Annotated in this window: 14 protein-coding genes and 1 pseudogene; 4 read left to right on the top strand and 11 right to left on the bottom strand. The window is 57.4% G+C overall.

Going from position 1 to position 21,239, the window contains the following annotated elements:
* Window positions 1-199: 199 nt before the first annotated feature.
* Window positions 200-5,398, top strand: a complete 5,199-nt coding sequence (locus G5315_RS19170; protein WP_421333733.1) for a RecQ family ATP-dependent DNA helicase — start codon at window positions 200-202, stop codon at window positions 5,396-5,398.
* 149 nt (window positions 5,399-5,547) lie between these two features.
* Here the strand turns inward: G5315_RS19170 and G5315_RS19165 are convergent.
* Window positions 5,548-6,603: pseudogene (locus G5315_RS19165) on the bottom strand (IS3 family transposase).
* 72 nt (window positions 6,604-6,675) lie between these two features.
* Window positions 6,676-7,395, bottom strand: coding sequence for a hypothetical protein (locus G5315_RS19160; RefSeq protein ID WP_421259297.1), 720 nt, complete (start codon window positions 7,393-7,395; stop codon window positions 6,676-6,678).
* A 295-nt stretch (window positions 7,396-7,690) separates the two neighbouring features.
* On the opposite strand from G5315_RS19160, the gene G5315_RS19155 reads away from it, so the two are divergent.
* Together G5315_RS19155 and G5315_RS19150 are read left to right on the top strand one after the other, a co-directional pair.
* Complete coding sequence (locus G5315_RS19155) at window positions 7,691-8,242, top strand: lipoprotein (protein WP_421333731.1); 552 nt, start codon at window positions 7,691-7,693, stop codon at window positions 8,240-8,242.
* A gap of 195 nt (window positions 8,243-8,437) precedes the next feature.
* The gene (locus tag G5315_RS19150) at window positions 8,438-10,435 is read left to right on the top strand and encodes a hypothetical protein (RefSeq protein ID WP_421235898.1); all 1,998 of its coding nucleotides are present in this window, start codon (window positions 8,438-8,440) and stop codon (window positions 10,433-10,435) included.
* Between the two features lie 84 nt (window positions 10,436-10,519).
* Here G5315_RS19150 and glgC read toward each other — a convergent pair whose 3' ends face one another.
* Window positions 10,520-11,794: a glucose-1-phosphate adenylyltransferase gene (gene glgC, locus G5315_RS19145; RefSeq protein WP_421333730.1), complete on the bottom strand. Its 1,275-nt coding sequence runs from the start codon at window positions 11,792-11,794 to the stop codon at window positions 10,520-10,522.
* 189 nt (window positions 11,795-11,983) lie between these two features.
* Here glgC and G5315_RS19140 point away from each other — a divergent pair, with 189 nt between their 5' ends.
* Window positions 11,984-13,624 carry an EAL domain-containing protein gene (locus G5315_RS19140; protein WP_421172589.1) on the top strand — a complete coding sequence of 547 codons (1,641 nt, stop codon included), beginning with the start codon at window positions 11,984-11,986 and terminating at the stop codon, window positions 13,622-13,624.
* On the opposite strand, the gene G5315_RS19135 is transcribed toward G5315_RS19140, so the two are convergent.
* From G5315_RS19135 to purF, 8 genes are all read right to left on the bottom strand, one after another.
* Window positions 13,587-14,081, bottom strand: coding sequence for a hypothetical protein (locus G5315_RS19135; RefSeq protein WP_421333728.1), 495 nt, complete (start codon window positions 14,079-14,081; stop codon window positions 13,587-13,589). The two genes, G5315_RS19140 and G5315_RS19135, sit on opposite strands and share 38 nt — an antisense overlap.
* Before the next feature lie 175 nt (window positions 14,082-14,256).
* Complete coding sequence (locus tag G5315_RS19130; protein WP_005337077.1) at window positions 14,257-14,619, bottom strand: DUF2750 domain-containing protein; 363 nt, start codon at window positions 14,617-14,619, stop codon at window positions 14,257-14,259.
* 179 nt (window positions 14,620-14,798) lie between these two features.
* Entirely contained in the window at window positions 14,799-16,103 is a 1,305-nt protein-coding gene (locus G5315_RS19125; protein WP_005337079.1) for an inosine/guanosine kinase, read from the bottom strand.
* 186 nt (window positions 16,104-16,289) lie between these two features.
* Window positions 16,290-16,682 carry an MAPEG family protein gene (locus G5315_RS19120; RefSeq protein WP_216953401.1) on the bottom strand — a complete coding sequence of 131 codons (393 nt, stop codon included), beginning with the start codon at window positions 16,680-16,682 and terminating at the stop codon, window positions 16,290-16,292.
* Window positions 16,683-16,716: 34 nt separating this feature from the next.
* On the bottom strand, window positions 16,717-17,691 hold the full coding sequence (gene hemH / locus G5315_RS19115; protein ID WP_160880938.1) for a ferrochelatase: 975 nt from the start codon (window positions 17,689-17,691) through the stop codon (window positions 16,717-16,719).
* Between the two features lie 98 nt (window positions 17,692-17,789).
* On the bottom strand, window positions 17,790-18,434 hold the full coding sequence (gene adk, locus G5315_RS19110) for an adenylate kinase (protein ID WP_005337083.1): 645 nt from the start codon (window positions 18,432-18,434) through the stop codon (window positions 17,790-17,792).
* A gap of 303 nt (window positions 18,435-18,737) precedes the next feature.
* A complete protein-coding gene (gene miaE / locus G5315_RS19105; protein ID WP_076494671.1) occupies window positions 18,738-19,496 on the bottom strand; it encodes a tRNA isopentenyl-2-thiomethyl-A-37 hydroxylase MiaE in 759 nt (252 codons plus the stop codon).
* Between the two features lie 206 nt (window positions 19,497-19,702).
* Window positions 19,703-21,223, bottom strand: coding sequence for an amidophosphoribosyltransferase (purF, locus tag G5315_RS19100; protein ID WP_005351229.1), 1,521 nt, complete (start codon window positions 21,221-21,223; stop codon window positions 19,703-19,705).
* Window positions 21,224-21,239 lie beyond the last annotated feature (16 nt).

Here is a 21,239-nt window from a genome sequence, read left to right as displayed (position 1 = left end):
AAGGACGACACTTTACAGACATGAACGATTAAGGGGGCAGAGGCATTTACAAAAACGGGATGCCAGCCAAAAGAAGCGCGGCCAGAGGGCTCTGAATGATGCCACCGCTCAACATTTCGGGTAATATTCGTCCAACTCACTGATCTGTTGGCACTTATTATCGCCATGATAGGTCAACGCCAGATGGAGATGGCTATTGATGAACCCAGCTGATGTCGTGGCCCTGTTTGGGGATGACAAGATTCTTTCTTTTGACCTTGAGCTGACCAGGGATGAAAAGCTGCGCCATCTGGGTGCACTCCTGGCTGATCGTGAGCTCAATCTCAAAGGCCCGCAGGATCTTTCCATCAAGGCGTTAAATGCTCTGGCACAGGGGGCTGAGGTAATCCTTGGCCATAATATTCTCGATTTTGATCTCCCCTGGTTGGCCAAACAGGCTGTACGTCCCCAGTTGCTTCTCGAAAAGCCGGTAATAGATACCCTCTATCTATCTCCCCTTGCCTTTCCCAAAAACCCCTATCACCGCTTGGTCAAGGATTACAAACTGGTTCGGGATACCCTCAATGATCCGGTCGCGGATGCAAGGCTCGCATTGCAGATCTTCTCGGAACAGTTGATAGCCCTGCAAGCCTTACCCCTGTCCCAATTGCAGCTTTATCAATATCTGTTCGACCAGGGAGTCATGGCGCAATTTAACACTCAGGGTCTGTCACTGGTGTTTGCCAGACTGACAGGCCGCCCGCCAGTGCGGGTCTCGGAGCTACCCACTCTCATCAAGAGCATTGCCCATGAGAAAGCGTGCCCCAATCAGCTCAACCGGGTGATTGGTGATGCCCTGCGTCAACCCATGCTGTTGTTACCATTGGCTTATGCCTGCGCCTGGTTGCCCGTGTCCGGCGGGAACTCCGTGTTGCCCCCCTGGATTTGGCGCCGCTTCCCCCAGACCGCAGAAATCATTCACACAATTCGTGAACGTCACTGCGGTCATGCTGACTGCAGCTATTGTCAGGAGAACCACGATGCACGCCGCCATCTGCAGCGAATCTTCGAGCTCGACAACTTTCGCAACCTGCCTGATGGGACACCATTGCAGAAGACCTTGATCGAGGAAGCCATGGCTGGCGTCGCATTGCTCGGCATACTCCCAACCAGCGGTGGCAAGTCGCTCTGCTACCAGCTCCCGGCACTGGTGCGTAACCAGCGAAGCGGTGCTCTCACGGTCGTGATATCCCCCCTGCAGGCACTGATGAAGGATCAGGTGGACAACCTTAAACACAAGGCCGGTATTGAAGGGGTTGCCGCTATCTCGGGGCTGCTGACGCTACCAGAGCGAGGCGCGATTCTTGAACAGATCCGTATGGGGGATATCGCCTTGCTCTATATCTCCCCCGAGCAGTTGCGCAACCGCACAGTCAAACAAGCAATACGACAACGTCAGATCGGTGGCTGGGTATTTGACGAAGCGCACTGCCTGTCGAAATGGGGGCATGATTTTCGCCCTGACTATCTCTACTGTGCCAAGGCCATCGCCACCATTGCCAAGGAACAGCAGGTCCCCATGCCTCCTGTCTTCTGCTATACCGCGACCGCCAAACCGGATGTGATTGAGGATATTTGCGCCCAGTTTCTCGACAAACAGCCCAGACCTCTTCTCAGACTGGAAGGCGGGGTTGAACGTACCAACCTCGAATATGCCGTCGTTGAGTGTCCCGGTCTCAATAAACAGGGCCATATCCTTAACCTGCTCGAGCAGTTCTTCGGTGAGGAAAAGCCCGGTTCCTGCGTTATCTACTGCGCAACCAAGCGCAGCGTGGACGAGCTGGCCGATTTCCTCGGTCAGCAACAATCCCTCCCGATCTCGCGCTTTTACGCCCGAATGGACAGTGCCCAGAAAAAAGCGACTCTCGAACAATTTATCAATGGCGAGATCCGGGTCATCTGCGCGACCAACGCCTTCGGGATGGGGATCGACAAGGATGATGTGCGTTTGGTGATCCATGCCGATATCCCCGGCTCCCTCGAAAACTATCTACAGGAAGCGGGACGAGCGGGACGCGATACAGCACAAGCCCACTGCGTACTGCTGTTTGATGAACAGGATATCGAGAAACAGTTCCAGCTCGAGGCAATGAGTGAAGTCAGCCTGCGCGATATCAAGCAGATTCTGCGCGGAATACGGCTCAGGGCCAGCAAAGGCGGCAAGCAGGAGAACAACCCGCCACTGGTCGCAACCAGTGCAGAGCTCATCAACCAGCCTGAGGTGGAAACCAGCTTTGCTGCCGATGACACCAATGCGGATACCAAGGTCAAGACAGCGATCGCCTGGCTCGAGCGCGCTGGCTATCTGGAGCGCAGCGACAACATCACTCAGGTTTTTCAGGGGCGCCCTCTGTTTGCTTCCACAGAAGAGGCAATGAAAAGGGTAGACAGTCTAAAACTCGCTCCCAAGGCCAAAGCCATCTGGCAAGCGGTTATCCAGGCGCTGATGAGTGCTGCCGATGATGATGGTCTCAGTGCCGATGCCATTGCCGAAGAGGCAGGCCAATACATGGCCGATCACGGAAGTGGAGTTCAGGCCAGTGAAGTGATGCGGGTACTCACCCAGATGGCGGATGTCGGTCTGCTCTCTCAGGGGATGTTACTGACTACCTGGCTTCGCCCCAAAGGAAGAGACAATGCCAAGGTGCTCTGCGGGCAAGTACACAGCATTGAAAAGGCGATGCTGGACACCTTGCGTGAAACAGAACCCGAACCTGATACAGGGCAAGGGCTGATCTTTAACATTCGACTGGTCAATCAGGCCATCAAAGATCTGGGGCATGAGCGGTGTAACCCTGGCTTGCTGCGCAATTTGCTGACCAGCTGGGCCCAGGATGGTCGCTCGGGGGGCGAGAAAGGCTCCATTGATGTCAAATATCTCTCTCGGGATCTTTACCAACTCACCTTCAACCGAACCTGGTCCCAGATTGAGCAGACAATTGAGCAACGCCATCGCGTCACTGGCGCCACCCTCGATTTTCTCTACACCCTGTTGGCAAGCAGCGAAGAGAGTGTCCAGCGCCAAGTGATGCTGTCATTTGCCCTGGAACAACTGGTCAAATACCTGCGAGAAGACATGGATGTGGCTCAGCTAATGAACAAGCGGGAGGCAAGCAGCCAGCAGGAGTGGTTGCTCAAAGGGGCAGAGCGGGCACTGCTCTACCTGCATGAGCAACACGCCATCGTGCTGCAAAATGGTCTTGCCGTGTTCCGAAGCGCTATGACCCTCACGCTGACCGCTGAGCGGCAGCAACAATACAACAAGGCAGACTATCAGCCGCTTGAGCATCACTATCGCCAGAAGGTGATTCAGATCCATGTGATGAATGAATACGCCCGCATCAGCCTGGAGCACTTCAAGAAAGCCAAAAAGCTGGTGACAGACTACTTTTCCATGGAAGCTGACAAGTTCCTCGGTCACTACTTCAAAGGGCGCAACAAAATCCTGGAGCTGGCGACCAGCGAACACTCCTGGAAGCGCATTGTCGAAGATCTTCACAACCGAGCCCAGGAGCAGATCGTTCAGGCACCGCCCGAGCAAAACTTGCTGGTACTGGCAGGCCCGGGTTCAGGCAAGAGCAAGGTGATTATCCACCGCTGCGCCTACCTGATGCGGGTCAAGCAAATCTCCCCATCGCGGATCATGTTGCTCTGTTACAACCATAATGCGGCGATGTCCCTGCGCCGACGCCTGACCGAGTTGCTGGGGCGTGACGGAGCACGGGTCTCGGTATTCACCTTTCACGGTCTCGCAATGAGTCTGACAGGCAATGCGGTGCAAAACCGGACATCCGACGATATCGACTTTACCACCATCATTGATGACGCAATCAAGCTGCTCCGGGGGGAGCAGAACCAGCTCGGTCTCGAATTGGAAGAGCAGCGGGAAAAGCTGCTCGGTGGATTGCAATTTCTGCTCGTCGACGAGTATCAGGACATTGATGAACAACAGTACCAGCTTATCGCGGCACTGGTGGGCAAAAGCGAAGAGGATGAGGAGGCCCGACTGCATCTGATGGCTGTGGGTGATGATGACCAATCGATCTACGCCTTTCGCGACGCGAACGTCAGCTTTATTCGCCGCTTTGAGCACGACTACAATGCCCAGACTCACTTCCTGACCTGGAACTATCGTTCCACCACCCACATCATCGAGACCTCCAACCGCGTGATTGAGCACAATCAGGATCGCATGAAGCGTACACATCCCATCAAGATCGACGACAGGCGCAAGATGGAAGTGGCCGGGGGGCACTGGGAGGGACTGGAGGCAGCACAGGGCCGTGTCATCATCCAGCAGTGCCAGGATGTGGCGCAACAGGCAGCCGAGGTTGTGAGACATATCGCGCTTATCCGTGAGAAGACTCCCACTTGCCCGCTGGAATCTATCGCCGTGCTGGCCCGTAATGGGCTGGAGAAGGAGGAACTGGCCTGGGTTCGCTCGGCGCTGGCAGATGCCGATATTCCCTGTCGTTTTACTCTGGATAAAGAGAACGGTTTTCCTGTGCATCGCTGCCGTGAAATCTTGCGCTATCAGAATTGGCTACAACAGCAAGGTCATGCCCTGCTGACAGCGGAGCAACTTGCAGCCCCTCTCCCTCCACTCTCACTGGCCAACCGTTGGGAGGAGCTACTGCACAATCTGATTGCTCAATGGCAAGCAAGCCAGGGAGAGCACGCTCTTTCTGCCCACCACTTCCTGATGTTCCTCTACGAGTATTTGAGCGAGCAAAAGCGCCAGATCCGCTTCGGTAAAGGGGTATTGTTAAGTACGGTACATGGGGTTAAGGGGGAGGAGTATCGCCATGTGATACTTCTCGACGGCGGCTGGCAACGCGCGGCGGAGCTATCGACCAGTAACCTGGAAGAAGAGCGGCGCCTCTTCTATGTGGGGATGACACGTGCTATCGAAAGGCTGGTTCTCATGGCTCGCCACGATCAACGTAATCCCCATATTCCACTGATCGCCTCCCACTGCTACGTGCAGAGACCTTACGCAACCCGACCGGACAGACAACGTCGTTTTGCCATGATGGGTATGTCGCAACTGGTGTTGGGCTATGCCGGACGCAGTAGCGAGACTCATCGTATCCACCGCCTGCTCAGTCAGATAAAGGTTGGCGATGCCGTGCGTATCGCTCCCGATAAAAACAACAAGCTTCATGTGTATCACCAGAATCACGAAATAGCTCGCCTCTCCCTGCTCGGCGAAGAGACCTGGAAATTCGACATGAATAGCATCCGTGAAGCCCGAGTGATTGCTCTGGTGGAACGACGTAAAGAACAGGAGAAAGAAGAGTATCAACCCAAGATGCGCAGCGAACGTTGGGAGATCCCCATAATCGAGCTGGAGTTATGAACCAAACTGGTAGCCCCCCATGCTACCGGGATAGACCTTCACGACTTGCAGCACCAGCTGTGCCGGTACTGCAATAGGTGATAGTGAAAGCTTGGTGACTTGACGACACGTCGCTGCCAATAGCCTCAATTCAGGTCATAATGTAGTGGTCAACTAAATCCGGACACTTGGTTAGGCCGTTCTTCGGCTTTTGCTGGCGGTATCCCGTCATTGTGGCAATGTGGACGCCGCCAGTTGTAGTAAGTAATCCATCAGGTAATAACTGATATCTCGTTTCGCTTCTCGCAAGCTCATATATCCCATAGCCGGGAGCCACTCTGACTTCAGGCTCCTGAACAGTCGCTCCATCGGGGCGTTATCCCAGCAGTTACCACGACGACTCATACTCTGGGTCATGCGATAGCGCCACACTCGTTGCCGAAATGCCCGGCTGCCATATTGGCTGCCCTGGTCAGAGTGAAATAGCACACCGGATGGGCAACCCCGCTGCTGATAGGCCATCTCCAGTGCTTTGATGGCTAGCTCTGCATCTGGTTTATCTGACATCGCCCAGCCCACGACCCGCCGAGTGTGCAGGTCAAGAACCGCTGCCAGGTAATGCCAACGACCACCTGCCCAGACGTAGGTGATATCGCCACACCACACCTGATTGGGTTGCTGGACATCAAATTCACGGGCCAGCAGATTGGGGATATCCGGTCGTTCAGACTGTGCCACCTTATAGCGGTGTGCGCCCGGCTGTTTGGATACCAGCCTGGCTTCCTTCATCAGGTTACGTACTTTGAATCGGCCAATCTGATACCCCAACTCTCGCATCATCGACATCAAGGCGCGGCTGCCCGCTGAGTTCCGGCTTTCTTTGAACAACCTGCGCAACTCAGAGCGCTGCTGCATACGCTCACGGTTAATCGTCCGCCTGCGAGTCAGATAGTCGTAAAAGCAGGAGGTGGGAACATCGAAAGCGCGGCAGACCAGAGTGATGGGGCTTCCAGCTCCTGGATTTTCTGCAGCTCCGGAGTCAGCGCTTTGCTGATTGGGGTAGTGCCAATTCGTTAGGATTGAAGCTGCTGAACCCAACGACGCAGTACGGTTTCACCGACATCCAGTGAACAGCTGGCTTCAGGGACAGAATATCCCTGGTCGAGCACCAGGGATGCGGCTTCGAGTTTGAATTCGGCAGTAAATGAGCGACGTAATCTTGTCATTGAACACCTCAGGTCATGGTGGCGACTGTACCACCTAAAATGGTGTCCGGGATGATTAGACCACTACATTGCTTATTGGCGGGTGACCCGGATCTGCAGGGTCTGGCGCTCGCTCTGGCTGCCTCGTCCGCCCTGTAGCTGGGTGCCGAGCCTGCTCCCCTGATCTGCCGAGCTGGTTGAGAGCTCCCCCACTGTCAGCCACTGGCCCGGGGCTCCACTGACCTCGGTGGCACTCTGCCCGCGATTGATGGTGCCCTGATCCAGCCTCGCCTGTTCGCTGCTCAGCGCAATCTGCACCCGATCGCCAATCAAGGTGGCCGTGGCATAGAGGCCGTTCACCAGCGGCATCATCCCCACCACGGCGCCCCCGTTCCACTGATAGAAGGTGACCGGCTGATAGGAGCCCATCTGCAGCAACACGGGACGACCCGACAGCCCGCGCACCTGCCAGCTGTCGTTCTGGCTGCGCTGGTACTGCTGGGCGTTGCCATCGACCAGCCATTGCCGCTTGGCCTCGTCACGACTTACTGAACCGCCCAGTTGTTCACTGCTGGAAAGCCCATCCACCCGCCACTCGATAAGCAGGCTTTGCGGTGGCTGGTTGATCTGCGCCAGCGTGGCTTCGGCCTCCTGCAGCTGGGCTGGCGTCCCGCTCAGCACCAGCTGATTACCCATGGCGCTGACCCCAAGCTGGGGATAGATCTCCTTGAGGGTCTGCACCGCCGCCTGCGCCTCGAAGACCGGGATCACTTTCACCTCGGCCCACAGCGATGGGCTCCAGAGTCCCATCATGCAGCCAAGCCACAGCAGCGCCCTGCGGCCAATCTTGCCCATCCGAACCATTACGCTCTCCTCGTTCTCTGTGCTCTTCTCGCTTTCTGTTCTCTTTCTCTCTGCTTAAGGTGTAGACCCCACCCGAAGCAACAGCTCAGCCCTATTTCGTTCACCCGTCGATGATGAACCCGGCGGTTGCCAAAAAACAATCGGGAATGCAGCAAGTCCGTGATTTCCCACGGTATGAGGCTCTCATTCCACGCCCGTTATCGCGTAAGATAGCGCCATCATAGTTGCCCAAGCGGAATCCATCATGTTGAAACAGTTGTTGTTACTCCCCCTTGCCCTGCTGCTGGGGGCCTGCTCCCTGACCCAGTACAATGTCAGCGAGGCCGAAATCAACCATTACCTCAAAGATCAGGTCTCTTTTGAAAAGCAGCTGGGGATCCCCGGCATCATGTCGAGCAAGATCCGCCTGGACGAGATGCAGAGCCGTATCGGCCGCAAACAAGCAGATCGCATCGAGCTGGACGCCGCTGGCGACCTGCAGGTGAGCAGCCCCCTTGGCAGCCAGCAGATGAAGATCCGCTTTGCTTTGAGCGCACGCCCGGACTATGTGGCCGATCAGGGTGCCATCTATCTGCGCGATCTTGAGCTGCTCTCGGTCAAGACCGAGCCGGCCGATATCGGGGCCGCCCTCACCCCGCTGCTACCCACCTTCAATCAGTCGCTCTCCCTGTTCCTGTCGCAGACCCCGGTCTACCGCCTCGACAGCAGCCGCAAGAACGAAGCCAGGCTCAAGGAGAAGGTCGAAGCCCTCAAGGTAGAGCCAGGCCGTCTGGTCATCCCGTTCAAGCTGCTCTGATCGCCGCCGCACCGGCACTTTCATCGCAATAAACAGATAACCGTCCTCTTCGACAGCGCACATCCGGTTCAACGTGCAGCCGAATGGGGCGGTTTTTTACTTCTCAAGTCCCCGCCAACACAGCATAATGCAGACCATTCTCATTTAGATTCGTCATGAGAAGCGTCAATAATAAAACCAATGGTGAGAAGGGACATGAGAAAAACCGTACTGGTTCAGGCGATCGCCTGCGCACTGATCAGCGGCGCAGCACACGCTGCCGTCAAACTCGAAGACAAGACATTCAATACCGCCGCCAACATGCTGGCCTATACCGAATTCGAGCTCTCCGGTGAGCCGCTTGCCGAAGCGCTGGGGCTGGATCTGGATGTGCTGGATGCCAACCGTGCCGATGAGCCGACCCCGTTCGACTTCGCCGCCGGCATCGAATCCTACGAATACTCCGAAGAGGCGATGTACGCCCTCAACTACCAATCCGGCATGGGCCCTCATCTGGTGAACGGGCCGCAAAACCTGGCCCGTGGCGGCACCATGGCCTCTCTGGGGCAACGGGTGTTGGCCATGGCCGATGCCGTTGGCTTCCCGGCTGATGAAGTGCCGCAGGGCATGTATCCCCTCTCCCTGCCCTACGCCTCCGCCAATCCGGAGTTTGCCCAGGCCGTCAACGCCACCCCTGTCAATGGCGATCAGATCACCATCAAGACCGCCAAAGGGACCGAGAAAACCGTCAAGACCCAGGTGCCCGCCTACTTCCGCGACTACAGCACCCTGCGCTGGAGCGGCAGCGACAACCTGCTGGTGCCCGCAGCGGTGGGCGGTATCCTGCTCAAAGAGGTGATGTGGTCCCAGGACTTCCTCGGCGGCATGCACGTGGCCGAGACCGATGAAGAGGTAGAAGCCGCCTCCGCCACCATGGATCAGGATGGCAAGCACAAGCTGGGCGTCTCTGCCGCCGATGGCTTCAACGGCATGATGCTGACCGAGCAGTCCATCGACAAGCTGGCCATCATGCAGAACCAGCTTGGCTTCGATGGCAAGCAACTGGGCGCCAAAATCACCCCGCAGTACGATCCGGCCAAGGGCGTTGTCTACTTCCCCCATCAGGTGAAAGTGACCGAAACCAGCAACAACGATGCCGGTGCCATCGGCAAGCTGGAGGTGGTGGATGGTTCCGCCCAGCTGCGCGATGCCTGGATGATGCTGTGGCCGCTCTCCGAGTTCTATGCCTTCAGCGATCAGCGCAGCGCCAACACCAACCAGAACCCGGCCTTCCACGCCGTGTTTGACGGTGCGCCGTTTGCCGCCGCACCGGCTGCCAACAAGACCAATGACCTGGGGAAAGCGGTCGCGGGCAGCGATGCCTTCTCGCTGGCGATCAATCTCTCCAACCTCACCTTCAAGAACCTGGCAGCCCTGCACTTTGATACCAAGGCTGGCACCCTGGTCGACAGCTGGCAGGCAGGCAAACAGGGCAAACACGTCACCACCTTTGACGCCGCTTACGCACTGGTCGCCCTGCAGATCTTCCAGCGCGCTCAGGATGCGCTGCCGGTCGGTTACGCCGCCGGTGACAATGGCGAGCTGAACCTCAAGACCAAGCAGGGTCAAGAGGCGCTCGACTTGATCCGCAAGCAGGCCGATTTCATCCTTGCCAACCTCAAGGGCAAAAATGGTCTGGTGCATGACGGCATCACCCTGGGTGGCAAGCTCGATGCCGGCCACTCCATCGATGCGCAGTTCGCCGCCATCCGTGGTCTGACGGCTGCGTTCCTCGCAACCTCCGATGCCAAGTACCGCACTGCCGCCCGCGAGCTGTTTATCGCTACCGACAAAGCCTACTTCAATGCCAAAGCGGGCACCTGGCTGGCGGGTAAACAGGGTGAATACACCCCCTGGACCCAGGCTGCCATCTCCGGCGCCCTGCGCTCTGCCATGCTGAACCTGCGCAACGAAGGGGCCGAGAAGGCGCCCGAGCTGGAGCTGGCCAAGCTGACCGGTCAGTACGTCAGCTGGTTCCGTGGCACCGTCAACGGTGGCATGCAGATGGCCGAGTGGATCGGTGACTCCGGCGAGAACATCATCGAAGGTGCCGGCAGCGACACCGATGAAGATGGTGTACCGCAAGTGACCGCCGCAGGTGGCAAGCACGGCACAGCCATGGTGATGGCCGCCAAAGCGGTGGTTAGCGAATAATCCTCGCCATTCACCAGCATGAAAAAGGGAGCAAGTTTGGCTCCCTTTGCATTACAGCGTCTGACACAGTTTCAAGGGCCTTCCTCAAACCAGCTTGTCCAGCATCTCCTTGGTCACCAGCACAATTCCCTGCTCGGAGCGGTAGAAGCGGCGGCTATCCTCATCAGCATTCTCGCCCACCACCAGCCCATCGGGCAGCACACATCCCTTGTCCACAACCACCCGGCGCAGACGGCAACCGGCGCCAATCTCGACCCCGGGGAAGATGATGGCCTGATCCAGGGTACAGAAGGAGTGCACCCGCACATTGGTAAAGAGCACCGAGTTGAGGACGAACGACCCGCTTACAATGGTCCCGCCCGCAAACATGGAGTTGATGGTCATGCCGTGCTGGCCATTGCGGTCCTGCACAAACTTGGCCGGAGGCGTCAGGGTCTGGCTGGTCCAGATAGGCCAGTTCTGATCGTAGATATCGAGCTCGGGCACTACGGAAGCGAGATCCATGTTCGCTTCCCAGAACGAGTCCAGCGTACCCACGTCACGCCAATAGGGCTTTTGCCCCTCGCGCGCCCCGACACAGGACATGTTAAAGGGGTGAGCAAATGCCATCCCCTCCTCCACGATGCGGGGGATCACGTCCATCCCGAAGTCGTGTTTGGAGTCCTGATTGTGAATATCCTCCTCCAGCAGTTGGTAGAGGTACTCCGCCTCGAAGATGTAGATCCCCATGGAGGCCAGCGAGCGATCTTCACAACCCGGCATGGCGGGCGGATTGGCCGGTTTTTCGACGAAGGCGCGGATCTTGCGCTGCTCGTCGATATCCATGATGCCGAAAGCAGAGGCCTCGGCCCGCGGCACTTCGATGCAGGCTACCGTCACCTTGGCGCCAAGGCGCACATGGTCAAGCAGCATGGCGGCGTAATCCATCTTGTAGATGTGATCCCCTGCCAGCACCACCAGGTATTTGGGGCCATAGTCACGGATGATATCGACGTTCTGATAGATGGCATCGGCGGTACCGCGATACCAGTGCACCTCGTCCACCCGTTGCTGGGCAGGGAGCAGGTCGATGAATTCGTTCATCTGGTAACGCAGGAAGGACCAGCCCGATTGCAGGTGACGCAGCAGGCTGTGAGATTTGTATTGGGTGACTACACCAACCCGGCGGATCCCCGAGTTGATACAGTTGGAGAGCACAAAGTCGATGATCCGGAATTTGCCACCGAAATGGACGGCAGGCTTGGCTCGGTTGTCAGTCAACTGCTTTAGGCGACTGCCACGTCCACCTGCCAGCACCAGTGCCATACTCTGGTTCAACAATTGTCGTGCTTTGGCACTATTTTCTGGCTCTAACAACATGATTTACCTCTGCCTTGTTTGATCTGTTTTCAACTCATCTTCGCCTGTTTCGGTACCTGTGAAAGTGGTTTCACTCACATTTAACCGATTTCAATTGACCCTTTTCACCGAGTTGCGAGGAATAGCATGCTTTGCACCGCAAGCTTGGTTAAAATTCCCTCATAAAGCAGCCACTTCAAGGATAAAAAGATGGTTCACAAGCTTGGACGCCCCCTCTTCATGATCGCCACCATAGTGACCATACCCCTTCTGCTCCTGCAAGCAGTTTGGTTGGCCCTTCAGAGCACACCGCTCACTCTGACAGTTATTCTGGCCACCACACTGCTCGGCATGATCCTGTTGTTAATGCTGGCCATGCGCACCATGGACGGCATGGTCCAGCATCAGGAGCTCACCTGGGTCAAGGCCATCAGGAGCCGGGATCCCTCACAGCTTGATGAGCCCGCCTCCCGGGAAGTGCTGCAACAGCTGCTGGAACAGTTCGAGAGTGCCGAACAGAGTGCCCATCGTCAGCTGACCGAACTGAGCAATCTGGCCACCACCGACGAGCTGACTCAACTACTCAACCGCCACGCCTTTCGCCGCGACATGACCGAGTTGCTGCAGCGGGATCAGGACACCCAGACCGCAAGTCTGGTGCTGATCCGCGCCACCGAGCTTGGCAAGATCAACGCCCAGCGCGGCTTCCAGTCTGGTGATGCCTACATCAAGGACATGGCGGCCCTTATCAAGCGGGTGGTGAGCCGCTTCCCGGGCAATCAGGTCTATCGCATTTCGGGGGCTGATTTCGCCGTGCTGGTGCAACCGGTGGCCAATATTCCCCCCCATCTGCTGGGACAGGATTTGAAAGTGGCCTTCGATCACTATCAGGCTCAACACGAGCTGGAGAGCACAGGTTACTCGGGGTTGACCAAGCTCAGCAGCGGCCAGAAAATCGAAGCCGTGCTGGCCAGGGCGGATTTGGCACTGGCACGCGCCCAGACCGAAACCATCAATGGCTGGGCCATCCAGCAGGATGACAACGTCTCCGATCTGCAGGGACAGCATCACTGGCGCGAGGTGCTGACCGAAGTGCTGGCACAGGAGCGACTCAGCTTCACCTATCAGCCAATCCAGCCCCTGCACCGCAGCATGCTGGCCTACAACGAGATCTACACCCGTTTCAGCGGCAGCGATGGTACCGCCCTGCCCACCGACACCCTGTTTGCCATGGCCCAGCGGCTCGATATGGTGATGCGACTGGAGCAACTAGTGATTGTTCATATAATGCGTCAATACCGGGCTTTTGGTGCCAATCAGAGTCGCTGGGGAGTCAATCTCTCCCCCAACCTGCTGCAAAACAGCGCCTTCCTGATCTGGCTTGACCGCCAGTTGCTCAAGGATCCCAATACCAGCGCCAATCTGGTGTTCGAGCTGGATGAAGAGCATCTGGAACGCAATCTGACCGGTGCAAAGCGGGTATTTGAACTGCTGCGCCGCAACGGCAGCCGCTCGGCGATCGCCAATTTCGGCAAGGGGATCGGCTCCTTTACCCTGTTTCGCGAGCTCAAGCCCGACTACATCAAGCTCGATCCTGCCCTTATTACCGGGCTGGAGCAGGATCAGACCAACCAGCAGTTTGTGCGGATGATCGTCGATGTATCACATCGGATGGGATGTCAGGTGATTGCTGAGGGGGTAGAACAGCTTGGCCAGAAACAGCTGCTGCAGGGGATGTACGTGGATGGCTTGCAGGGCTATCTGATCGCCCGGCCGCAACCGCTGCGACCGGATATCAGCCAGCTGGGGCTCTTTACTGAGGATGCTTCAGCTTCAACAGGGTCAGAATGATGTCATTGAGCTGGCGGTAACGCTCCAGCTCCTTCTGATCGTAACGGGTCGCCAGTGTAGTAGGATTGTGGCGGTTTTTGAGGTAACGGTTGATCTGCAACCGGTTGAACCCCGCCACCTGATAGACCTGGCCAAGCAGGCTATTGAGCTCATCGTGCTCCAGACCGGCTCTGGCCAGATAGTCCCCATCGGCGGGACTCTCGGTATGGTGGCTCCACTTGCCAATGCGGCCGCTCTCTTGCAGGTAGCTGAGCCACTGCTCGATATAGAGCGGTTTGCACCCCGCCAACAGGTTGAAAAAGCCCACCGCATCGCAACGACAACCGCTCAGGAGCACGACCGCCAGCTGATCATCATCGCACTGGAAGGTCACTGGTCCGGCTTGCGCCCAATCCAGCGCCTGCACCCGGATGCTGGCCTTCTCACCCGCAGCTCCCGTTACGTCGAATACAAACATGGCGCTCCTCCCTTGGCAAAAGGTTGATGATGGACCATCCCCCTGACAGGTGCAAAGGCAAATCGGCTTTTAACTCATCAATCGGGCCATTCGACCATAAAAAAGACCGGCACCTTCGCGGATGCCGGTCTTTGTCCCGATGGCCTGTGCGTTCAGGCCATCAATGGAGACGCTTTCAGGCGTCCAGTTCAACCAGTGCCTTGGCCAGCTCGATGGGTTCGAGCTCCTGACCTTCCAGATCGGCGTTCCAGTTCGGGCCGACCAGTACATCGTCTTCATCCAGATCGTTGATCCAGATATCGAGAAACTCTTCCAGATCGATCACTTCCGGCTCGTAATCGGCCCACTCGTCGACGCAGTGCAGACGGGCGTCCTCTTCGGCAGACCAGAGCGGCATCACGTCGGCATCTTCAAATTCGGCGGAGCGGCAGACGACCCAGTCTTCCCCATAGCGCAGACCCCACACCTGACCCGACTCGCGGACTTGTTCGATAAACAGTTGGAAATTGGCGTCAAGGTTGTCGTTAAGCATGCTCATGGGATTCTCTCTTTCTTTCGGGTGCTGCGGCATTGTCGGGCGACAATACGATGGCCAAATGGTGTCGCAAAAGTGACATGGACTCAAGCATATTGGGGTTATTCCGGGAAAAAAGCCGGGATAACCCATATTTGCCTGCAAAAACGCCTCCCGATGGAGGCGTCTTGCAGATTAGGAGATCAACGCTCCCAGTAAACCTCTTCCAGGCTGTCCTCTTTCTCCGGCAAACCGCGGGAGAGACGGGGGCTGCTCTGGGCCAACACCTCGTAGCTGACGCGGTTGGCGTATTTGCACACCTGGGCCAGTGAGGAGTAAGTCAGGAACTCGGAGATGTGCTTGGCGGAGTTGGGCACATTCATCCGGTGATAAGAGTTGGCCACCATGTCGTGCAGCACAGCGGAAAGTGCGCCATCCCCTGCCCCGTTGGTGTTCTTGATCTTCTCCGGGCCACCCATGTACGGGGAGATGTGGGAGTAGATGCGGGCCGGTTTACGGCACTTGGCGCGGGCCATCGGGCGGCTGAACTCATACATGTTGAACTCGGGGATAACGCCCGGCAACAGGGTATGAGTGGTCTCGCGCTTGTAGTCCTCGTCGGTATAACTCGCCATGTAGAGGCCGATGGGGCCAGCAGTACAGAGCACCATATCGGCCCAATCCAGCGCCTTGTCGGCCGCACCGAGCGGATCTGCGATGCCGGTCAGGGCTTCACCTTCGTCTTCGTTCATCGCCAGCACAGTGACGTTTTCGGCAATGAAGTCTCGCCACCACTGGGGGTTTTCGTCGATGACGAAACGGGTGCCCAGGGTCAGCACCACGGGAATACCGGCCTCGCGGGCATAACGCACCGCGGTCATGGCCGCCTCTTTCATCGGATCACCATCGTCACCACGTACCAGATAGGCGGTGATCACCAGGGCAGACGCCCCTTTGATCACATCCTCCGGAATGTGTTGCACATCCAGCTGGTTCATCTTGCCGGCGTTGATACCGAAGCTGCGCTCGCCGCACTCGGTAATGAAAGTGAAGCAACGGCCGATGGGGCCATCCACCGGCTGCAGATAGTCCAGATTGACGCGGGAAGAGGTGTTGCACAGATAACGGTAGGCGTAGCAGCCGATACGAATATCCTGACTCATCACACCCAGCAGGATGGAGTGGGAGTCGGCCAGTACCGAGTAGTTGTGTACCGTGTTGCCAATGGTGCCACCGGCAAACTCGCTCACTACCATGTTGTTGGCCTTGAGCTCGTCATAAATCCGTTCGGCCACGTCGTCATTGATGACGACGGAGTGCCCCTTGCTCAGACCATAACGGGTCAGAAAGTCTTCATCCACATGGGCTTCAATATCAACCAGGGTCTGATCAATCCCGACGACGTAGGCTTTGCCCAGCTCGGTTAACAGGGGATTTTGCGGAACCAGGGGATCGCGTCTGTCGACAGGGAAGTAGTGTTTGGACTTGCGCTGACCGGGAAATTTCATGGCAATGTTCTGTGCTCTGGGGGAAAGAGGGGCGGGATTTTAACACAATCCGTAGCCCCGAAAAGTCGCCCTGTTTAAATAATGGAGTCAGTATAGACAAGGCTTGCAAGGAAAAACGTTTGCCTTTTCACCATAAAAAAACCACCCTGCCCGGGGTGATTCCATAGCATAAAAAAGCGTCGGTTTTCAGGCGGCCGCCATCCCCTGCAACAGGGCCAGCAGCGAGAAGAGGCCGAGGGCTAGCCAGAACAGCAAGGTGCCCAGAAAACGGGGCACATTGGGGGCTTTGGGGATCTGGATGCCGATGGCATGCAGGAGGCGGCCAACTAGTAGCATGGCGCCACCGGCATGCAGCCAGAGCGCACCGGCACCGGAGAGCTCGCACAGCGCCATCAGCAGCAGGGTCAGCGGCACATACTCGGCAAAATTACCGTGGGCCCGGATCGCCGCCAGCAGCTCGGGGGCCTCCCCCTGCCCTATCATCACCCCGAACTGGGCGCGGCGTTTGACCACCCAGAAGGAGAGCCCCAGAAACAGCAGCCCAAGCAGGCCTGCGTAGATCAGCGTGATATGTACCATGACTCGACTCCTTGTTTGACTGACTGCCGGTCACTCATGCCAATTCGCGGCAGATGAGCGAGACCATCATCCTGATGTGGGCCTGATCGCTGTTGAGGGCCGGAATATATTCAAACCGCTCGCCACCGGCCTCCATGAAGATCTCCCGATTCTGTACCTGAATTTCCTCGAGGGTTTCGAGGCAGTCGGCGGCAAAGGCAGGACAAATCACATCGAGCCGCTTGATACCCGCAGCTGGCATACCGGCGATGGTCACGTCTGTGTAGGGCTTGAGCCACTCCTCCTTGCCAAAGCGGGACTGGAAACTGGCCGTCCACTGCCCGGCCTCCAGCCCGAGCGCCTCGGCCAGCAAGCTGGCGGTATGGCGACACTGGTGACCATAGGGGTCCCCTTCGTTCTCGTAGCGCTCGGGAATGCCGTGGAACGACATCAGCAGGTGATCACCCTGACCGTGCTGCTCCCAGTGACGGCGCACGCTCATGGCCAGCGCCTGAATGTATTCGGGATGGGCGTGATAATCACGAATAAGCCGCACCACCGGCAGATTGCGTTCTCTCTTCATCGCCTTGCCCCAGGCATCGAAGACCGAGGCGGTGGTACTGACCGAATATTGCGGATAGAGCGGCAACAGGATCACCCGGTTGACCCCTTTGGCCTTGAGCGCCTGCCAGCCATCATTCACTGACGGGGAACCATAGGTCATCGCCAGCTCCACCGGCACCTCAACCCCCTCCCGCTTGAGCTCCTGCTCCAGTGCGGCGCGCTGCTGCTTGCTTATCACCATCAGCGGCGAGCCCTGCTCGGTCCAGACCTGCTGATAGAGCTTGGCCACTTTGGGCGAGCGCGTCGGCAAGATGATGAAGTGGAGCAGCGGGCACCAGAGGTAGCGGGGCAGGTCAACCACACGGGGATCGTGCAGGAACTGGCTGAGGAACGCTTTGACGGCAGCGGTGGTCGGTGCGGCTGGGGTACCCAGATTGACCAGCAATATTCCGGTTTTCGTGGTCACGTTGGCTTCCTGTCTATCTGTCATTATGCAAAAAGGGCCCGACAGGGCCCTTCTCTTTATTTATCTGATGGCACGGGAAACAGTGCCGGCAGCAAAGATCAGCCCAGAATGGTGGCAAGCTGCTTGCTGACCAGATCAACCGGCTGGGTGCCGTCGATCTTGACGTAACGGGTGTGGCCCGCTTCCGCCTCTTTGCCGTAGAAACCGATCAGCGGCGCGGTCTGCTGATGATATACATCCAGACGCTTGCGTACTGTGGTCTCTTCGTCGTCGGCGCGGATCACCAGATCTTCACCGGTCACGTCATCCTTGCCTTCCACTTTCGGCGGGTTGAACACCACGTGGTAGGTACGGCCGGAGCCGGAGTGAACGCGACGGCCGCTCATGCGCTTGACAATCTCTTCGTCCGGCACATCGAACTCCAGCACGAAATCAACTACGACACCGGCGTCCTTCATGGCTTGCGCCTGGGGAATGGTGCGCGGGAAACCGTCCAACAGGAAGCCTTTGGCGCAGTCCGGCTGAGCGATGCGCTCTTTGACCAGACCGATGATGATGTCGTCAGAGACCAGCTGACCTGCGTCCATCACAGCTTTGGCTTTCAGACCGAGCTCGGTGCCCGCTTTGATCGCCGCACGCAGCATGTCGCCGGTGGAGATCTGGGGAATACCGTGCTTTTCCATGATGAACTGAGCCTGGGTACCTTTGCCGGCGCCCGGAGCCCCCAACAGAACAATGCGCATACACGCTCCTATTGATTGGTTATTCAAATCTTGCGAAGGCAAAAAAGTACACGGTTTCGCCCGTTTCTACAAGGGTGAGCCACTTGAATGAGCACTTTATCACCACAATAACCGGCTGATCGAACAGGATTTCATCGCAAGGGGAAGACGCAAAAATAGCCAGGGATTCAGCATAGAGCGCCAAAAGCAGGAAGGAGGTACGGCAGAAAAAAAGATCCCGGCTCAGGGCCGGGAATTGCGCTCAAAAGTAACTACTTGTCGCTCGTAGTAGGAACAGGGCAATAGTAGTTTGCCCCCTGTGCGTCAACAACTGTCAGATGTGACAGGCAGGCCGCTATGAAACCTGAACTGCGGATCCGGCGACGAGATAAGCTCGGCTTCCAGCTTGCCAAAGAAGGCCACCCGCTCGCTGATATCCTCCCCTGCGTACTGTTCGGCCAGGCTCAGGTAATCCTGATAGTGACGCGCCTCGGAACGCAGCAAAGAGACATAGAAGCGGCTCAACTCCTCGTCCAGATGGGGCGCCAACTTGGCAAAGCGCTCGCACGAGCGGGCCTCGATATAGGCGCCGATGATCATCTTGTCGACGATGGTGGCCGGTTCATGGGTGCGCACATGCTGCATCAACTGGCGGGCATAGCGAGAGGCCGTCACCGGCCCGTATTCGATGCCGCGGGCCTGCATGATCTCCAGCACCTGCTCGAAGTGATGCAGCTCCTCCTGAATGAGCCGCACCATGGGAAACAGCAGCGGATTGCGTTCCAGCTCGGCAAAGACGGTGCGATCAGACTCCCCCATGCTGCGTTTGCCCAGGATCTCGGCCTTCTCCGGAATGGCATCCAGCTCGCGATAGAACTCCAGCTTGGGCAGCAGATGGCGCTTTCCCTTGGGCAGGCAGTAGCGGCGCACCAGACTGTGGGCGGTGAGTGCGGCCTTGGTCTCGCAGTTGGCGTGATCGATGAGCAGGGTCGGCAAACGGGCCGGATCCCGCGCCATCTCTACCCATTCATCAGGGGTCTCGCACTGCAAAAACTGGCGCACTGGGGCTAGCAGATCATCCATCTGAACTCTCGTCTCTTAAAAGCGTATCGGTCATATATGTTGCCGCCTATGCTAGCGGATCCTGCTGGCCATGCCCATATCCGGCAAGATAAGCGGATATTTTTCAAACAGATATCTCCTCCCCCTTCTGCCCGTGTTAGGTAGAAACGACAATGGGGGCCACTGGCCCCCATCTCGCTATCCCATCCGGCAAAAACCGCAAACGTTTAACTGCCTTCGTTAAAAATTTCCAGATTGCTGGTGCCTTCCTGCCATTCACGCACCGCTTTGGTGTCATCGTTGCGCAGGGCGTTGAGGTGATCCAGATAGGACTGGTCCACGTCGGAGGTGACGTAGTGGCCATTGAAGACCGAGGTCTCGAAGTGACGCAGATCCGGGTTGATCTCCCGCACGGCGGCTTCCAGATCTTCCAGATCCTGGAAAATCAGGCCGTCAGCGCCAATCAGCTTGCACACCTCTTCCACTTCACGGCCGTGGGCGATCAGCTCGTTGGCGGTGGGCATGTCGATGCCATAGACGTTGGGGAAGCGAATTTCCGGCGCCGCCGAGGCGAAGTAGACCTTGGCTGCCCCCGCTTCACGGGCCATCTGGATGATCTGCTCGGACGTGGTACCACGCACGATGGAATCATCCACCAGCAACACCTTCTTGCCCTTGAATTCGGAGCTGATGGCGTTGAGCTTGCGGCGCACGGACTTCTTGCGCTGGGTCTGGCCCGGCATGATGAAGGTACGGCCGATGTAGCGGTTCTTCACGAAGCCCTGACGGTATGGCAGATCCAGGGTGTGAGCGATCTCCAGCGCCACGTCACAGGAGGTTTCGGGGATGGGGATAACCACATCGACATCGAGATCTTCCCACTCGCGGGCAATCTTCTGACCCAGCTTGCGACCCATGTTGAGGCGGGCGGCGTAGACCGAGACCTTGTCGATGCACGAATCGGGACGGGCGAAATAGACGTATTCGAAGATGCAGGAGCTCATCTGCGGGTTCTCCGCACACTGCTCGGAGAACAGCTGGCCCTGCTCGGTGATGTAGATGGCTTCACCCGGCGCAATATCCCGCACCGTCTCGAAACCGATGGCGTCGAGCGCCACGCTCTCGGAGGCGAGCATGTACTCCACCTGGCCCTGCTCGTCCTGACGACGACCGAGGATCAGTGGGCGAATGCCGTTGGGATCACGAAAACCGATGAGACCATGGCCAATCACCAGCGAGACCACCGCATATGCACCGCGGATCTGCTGATGGGTTCTGCGCACCGCGGCGAAGATATCTTCGGGGCGCAGGGCCATCTTGTCACAGCGATCCAGTTCGTGGGCTAGCACGTTCAGCAACACTTCCGAATCGGAGGTGGTGTTGATGTGACGACGGGCGACCTTGAACTGCTGCTCCTTGAGCTCCTTGGCGTTGGTGAGGTTGCCGTTATGGGCCAACACCATGCCGTAGGGAGAGTTCACATAAAAAGGTTGGGCTTCTGCGGCACTTGAGCTGCCTGCGGTGGGATATCTGACATGACCTATGCCGATGTTCCCTTGCAGACGCTGCATGTGGCGCACTTCAAACACGTCCTTCACCAGGCCATTGGCCTTGCGTTGCCGGAAGTTTCCACTATCAATGGTCACGATCCCGGCGGCATCCTGTCCCCTGTGCTGCAACACCGTCAAGGCGTCGTAGAGGGCCTGATTGACGGGGGTGGTGCCAACTATACCGACAATACCACACATGTCTTTGCTACCTCGA

The organism is Aeromonas sp. 603607, from assembly GCF_049171595.1.
Lineage (GTDB): Bacteria > Pseudomonadota > Gammaproteobacteria > Enterobacterales > Aeromonadaceae > Aeromonas > Aeromonas veronii.
This window is presented reverse-complemented; position numbering and strand designations above follow the sequence as displayed.

Coding starts and splice junctions, on each gene's coding strand:
- purF (WP_005351229.1), bottom strand. CDS start 21,223: ATGTGTGGTATTGTCGGTATAGTTGGCACCACCCCCGTCAATCAGGCC.
- G5315_RS19150 (WP_421235898.1), top strand. CDS start 8,438: ATGAGAAAAACCGTACTGGTTCAGGCGATCGCCTGCGCACTGATCAGC.
- G5315_RS19125 (WP_005337079.1), bottom strand. CDS start 16,103: ATGAAATTTCCCGGTCAGCGCAAGTCCAAACACTACTTCCCTGTCGAC.
- miaE (WP_076494671.1), bottom strand. CDS start 19,496: ATGGATGATCTGCTAGCCCCAGTGCGCCAGTTTTTGCAGTGCGAGACC.
- G5315_RS19140 (WP_421172589.1), top strand. CDS start 11,984: ATGGTTCACAAGCTTGGACGCCCCCTCTTCATGATCGCCACCATAGTG.
- G5315_RS19160 (WP_421259297.1), bottom strand. CDS start 7,395: ATGATGGGACTCTGGAGCCCATCGCTGTGGGCCGAGGTGAAAGTGATC.
- G5315_RS19170 (WP_421333733.1), top strand. CDS start 200: ATGAACCCAGCTGATGTCGTGGCCCTGTTTGGGGATGACAAGATTCTT.
- glgC (WP_421333730.1), bottom strand. CDS start 11,794: ATGTTGTTAGAGCCAGAAAATAGTGCCAAAGCACGACAATTGTTGAAC.
- G5315_RS19135 (WP_421333728.1), bottom strand. CDS start 14,081: ATGTTTGTATTCGACGTAACGGGAGCTGCGGGTGAGAAGGCCAGCATC.
- G5315_RS19130 (WP_005337077.1), bottom strand. CDS start 14,619: ATGAGCATGCTTAACGACAACCTTGACGCCAATTTCCAACTGTTTATC.
- G5315_RS19155 (WP_421333731.1), top strand. CDS start 7,691: ATGTTGAAACAGTTGTTGTTACTCCCCCTTGCCCTGCTGCTGGGGGCC.
- G5315_RS19120 (WP_216953401.1), bottom strand. CDS start 16,682: ATGGTACATATCACGCTGATCTACGCAGGCCTGCTTGGGCTGCTGTTT.
- adk (WP_005337083.1), bottom strand. CDS start 18,434: ATGCGCATTGTTCTGTTGGGGGCTCCGGGCGCCGGCAAAGGTACCCAG.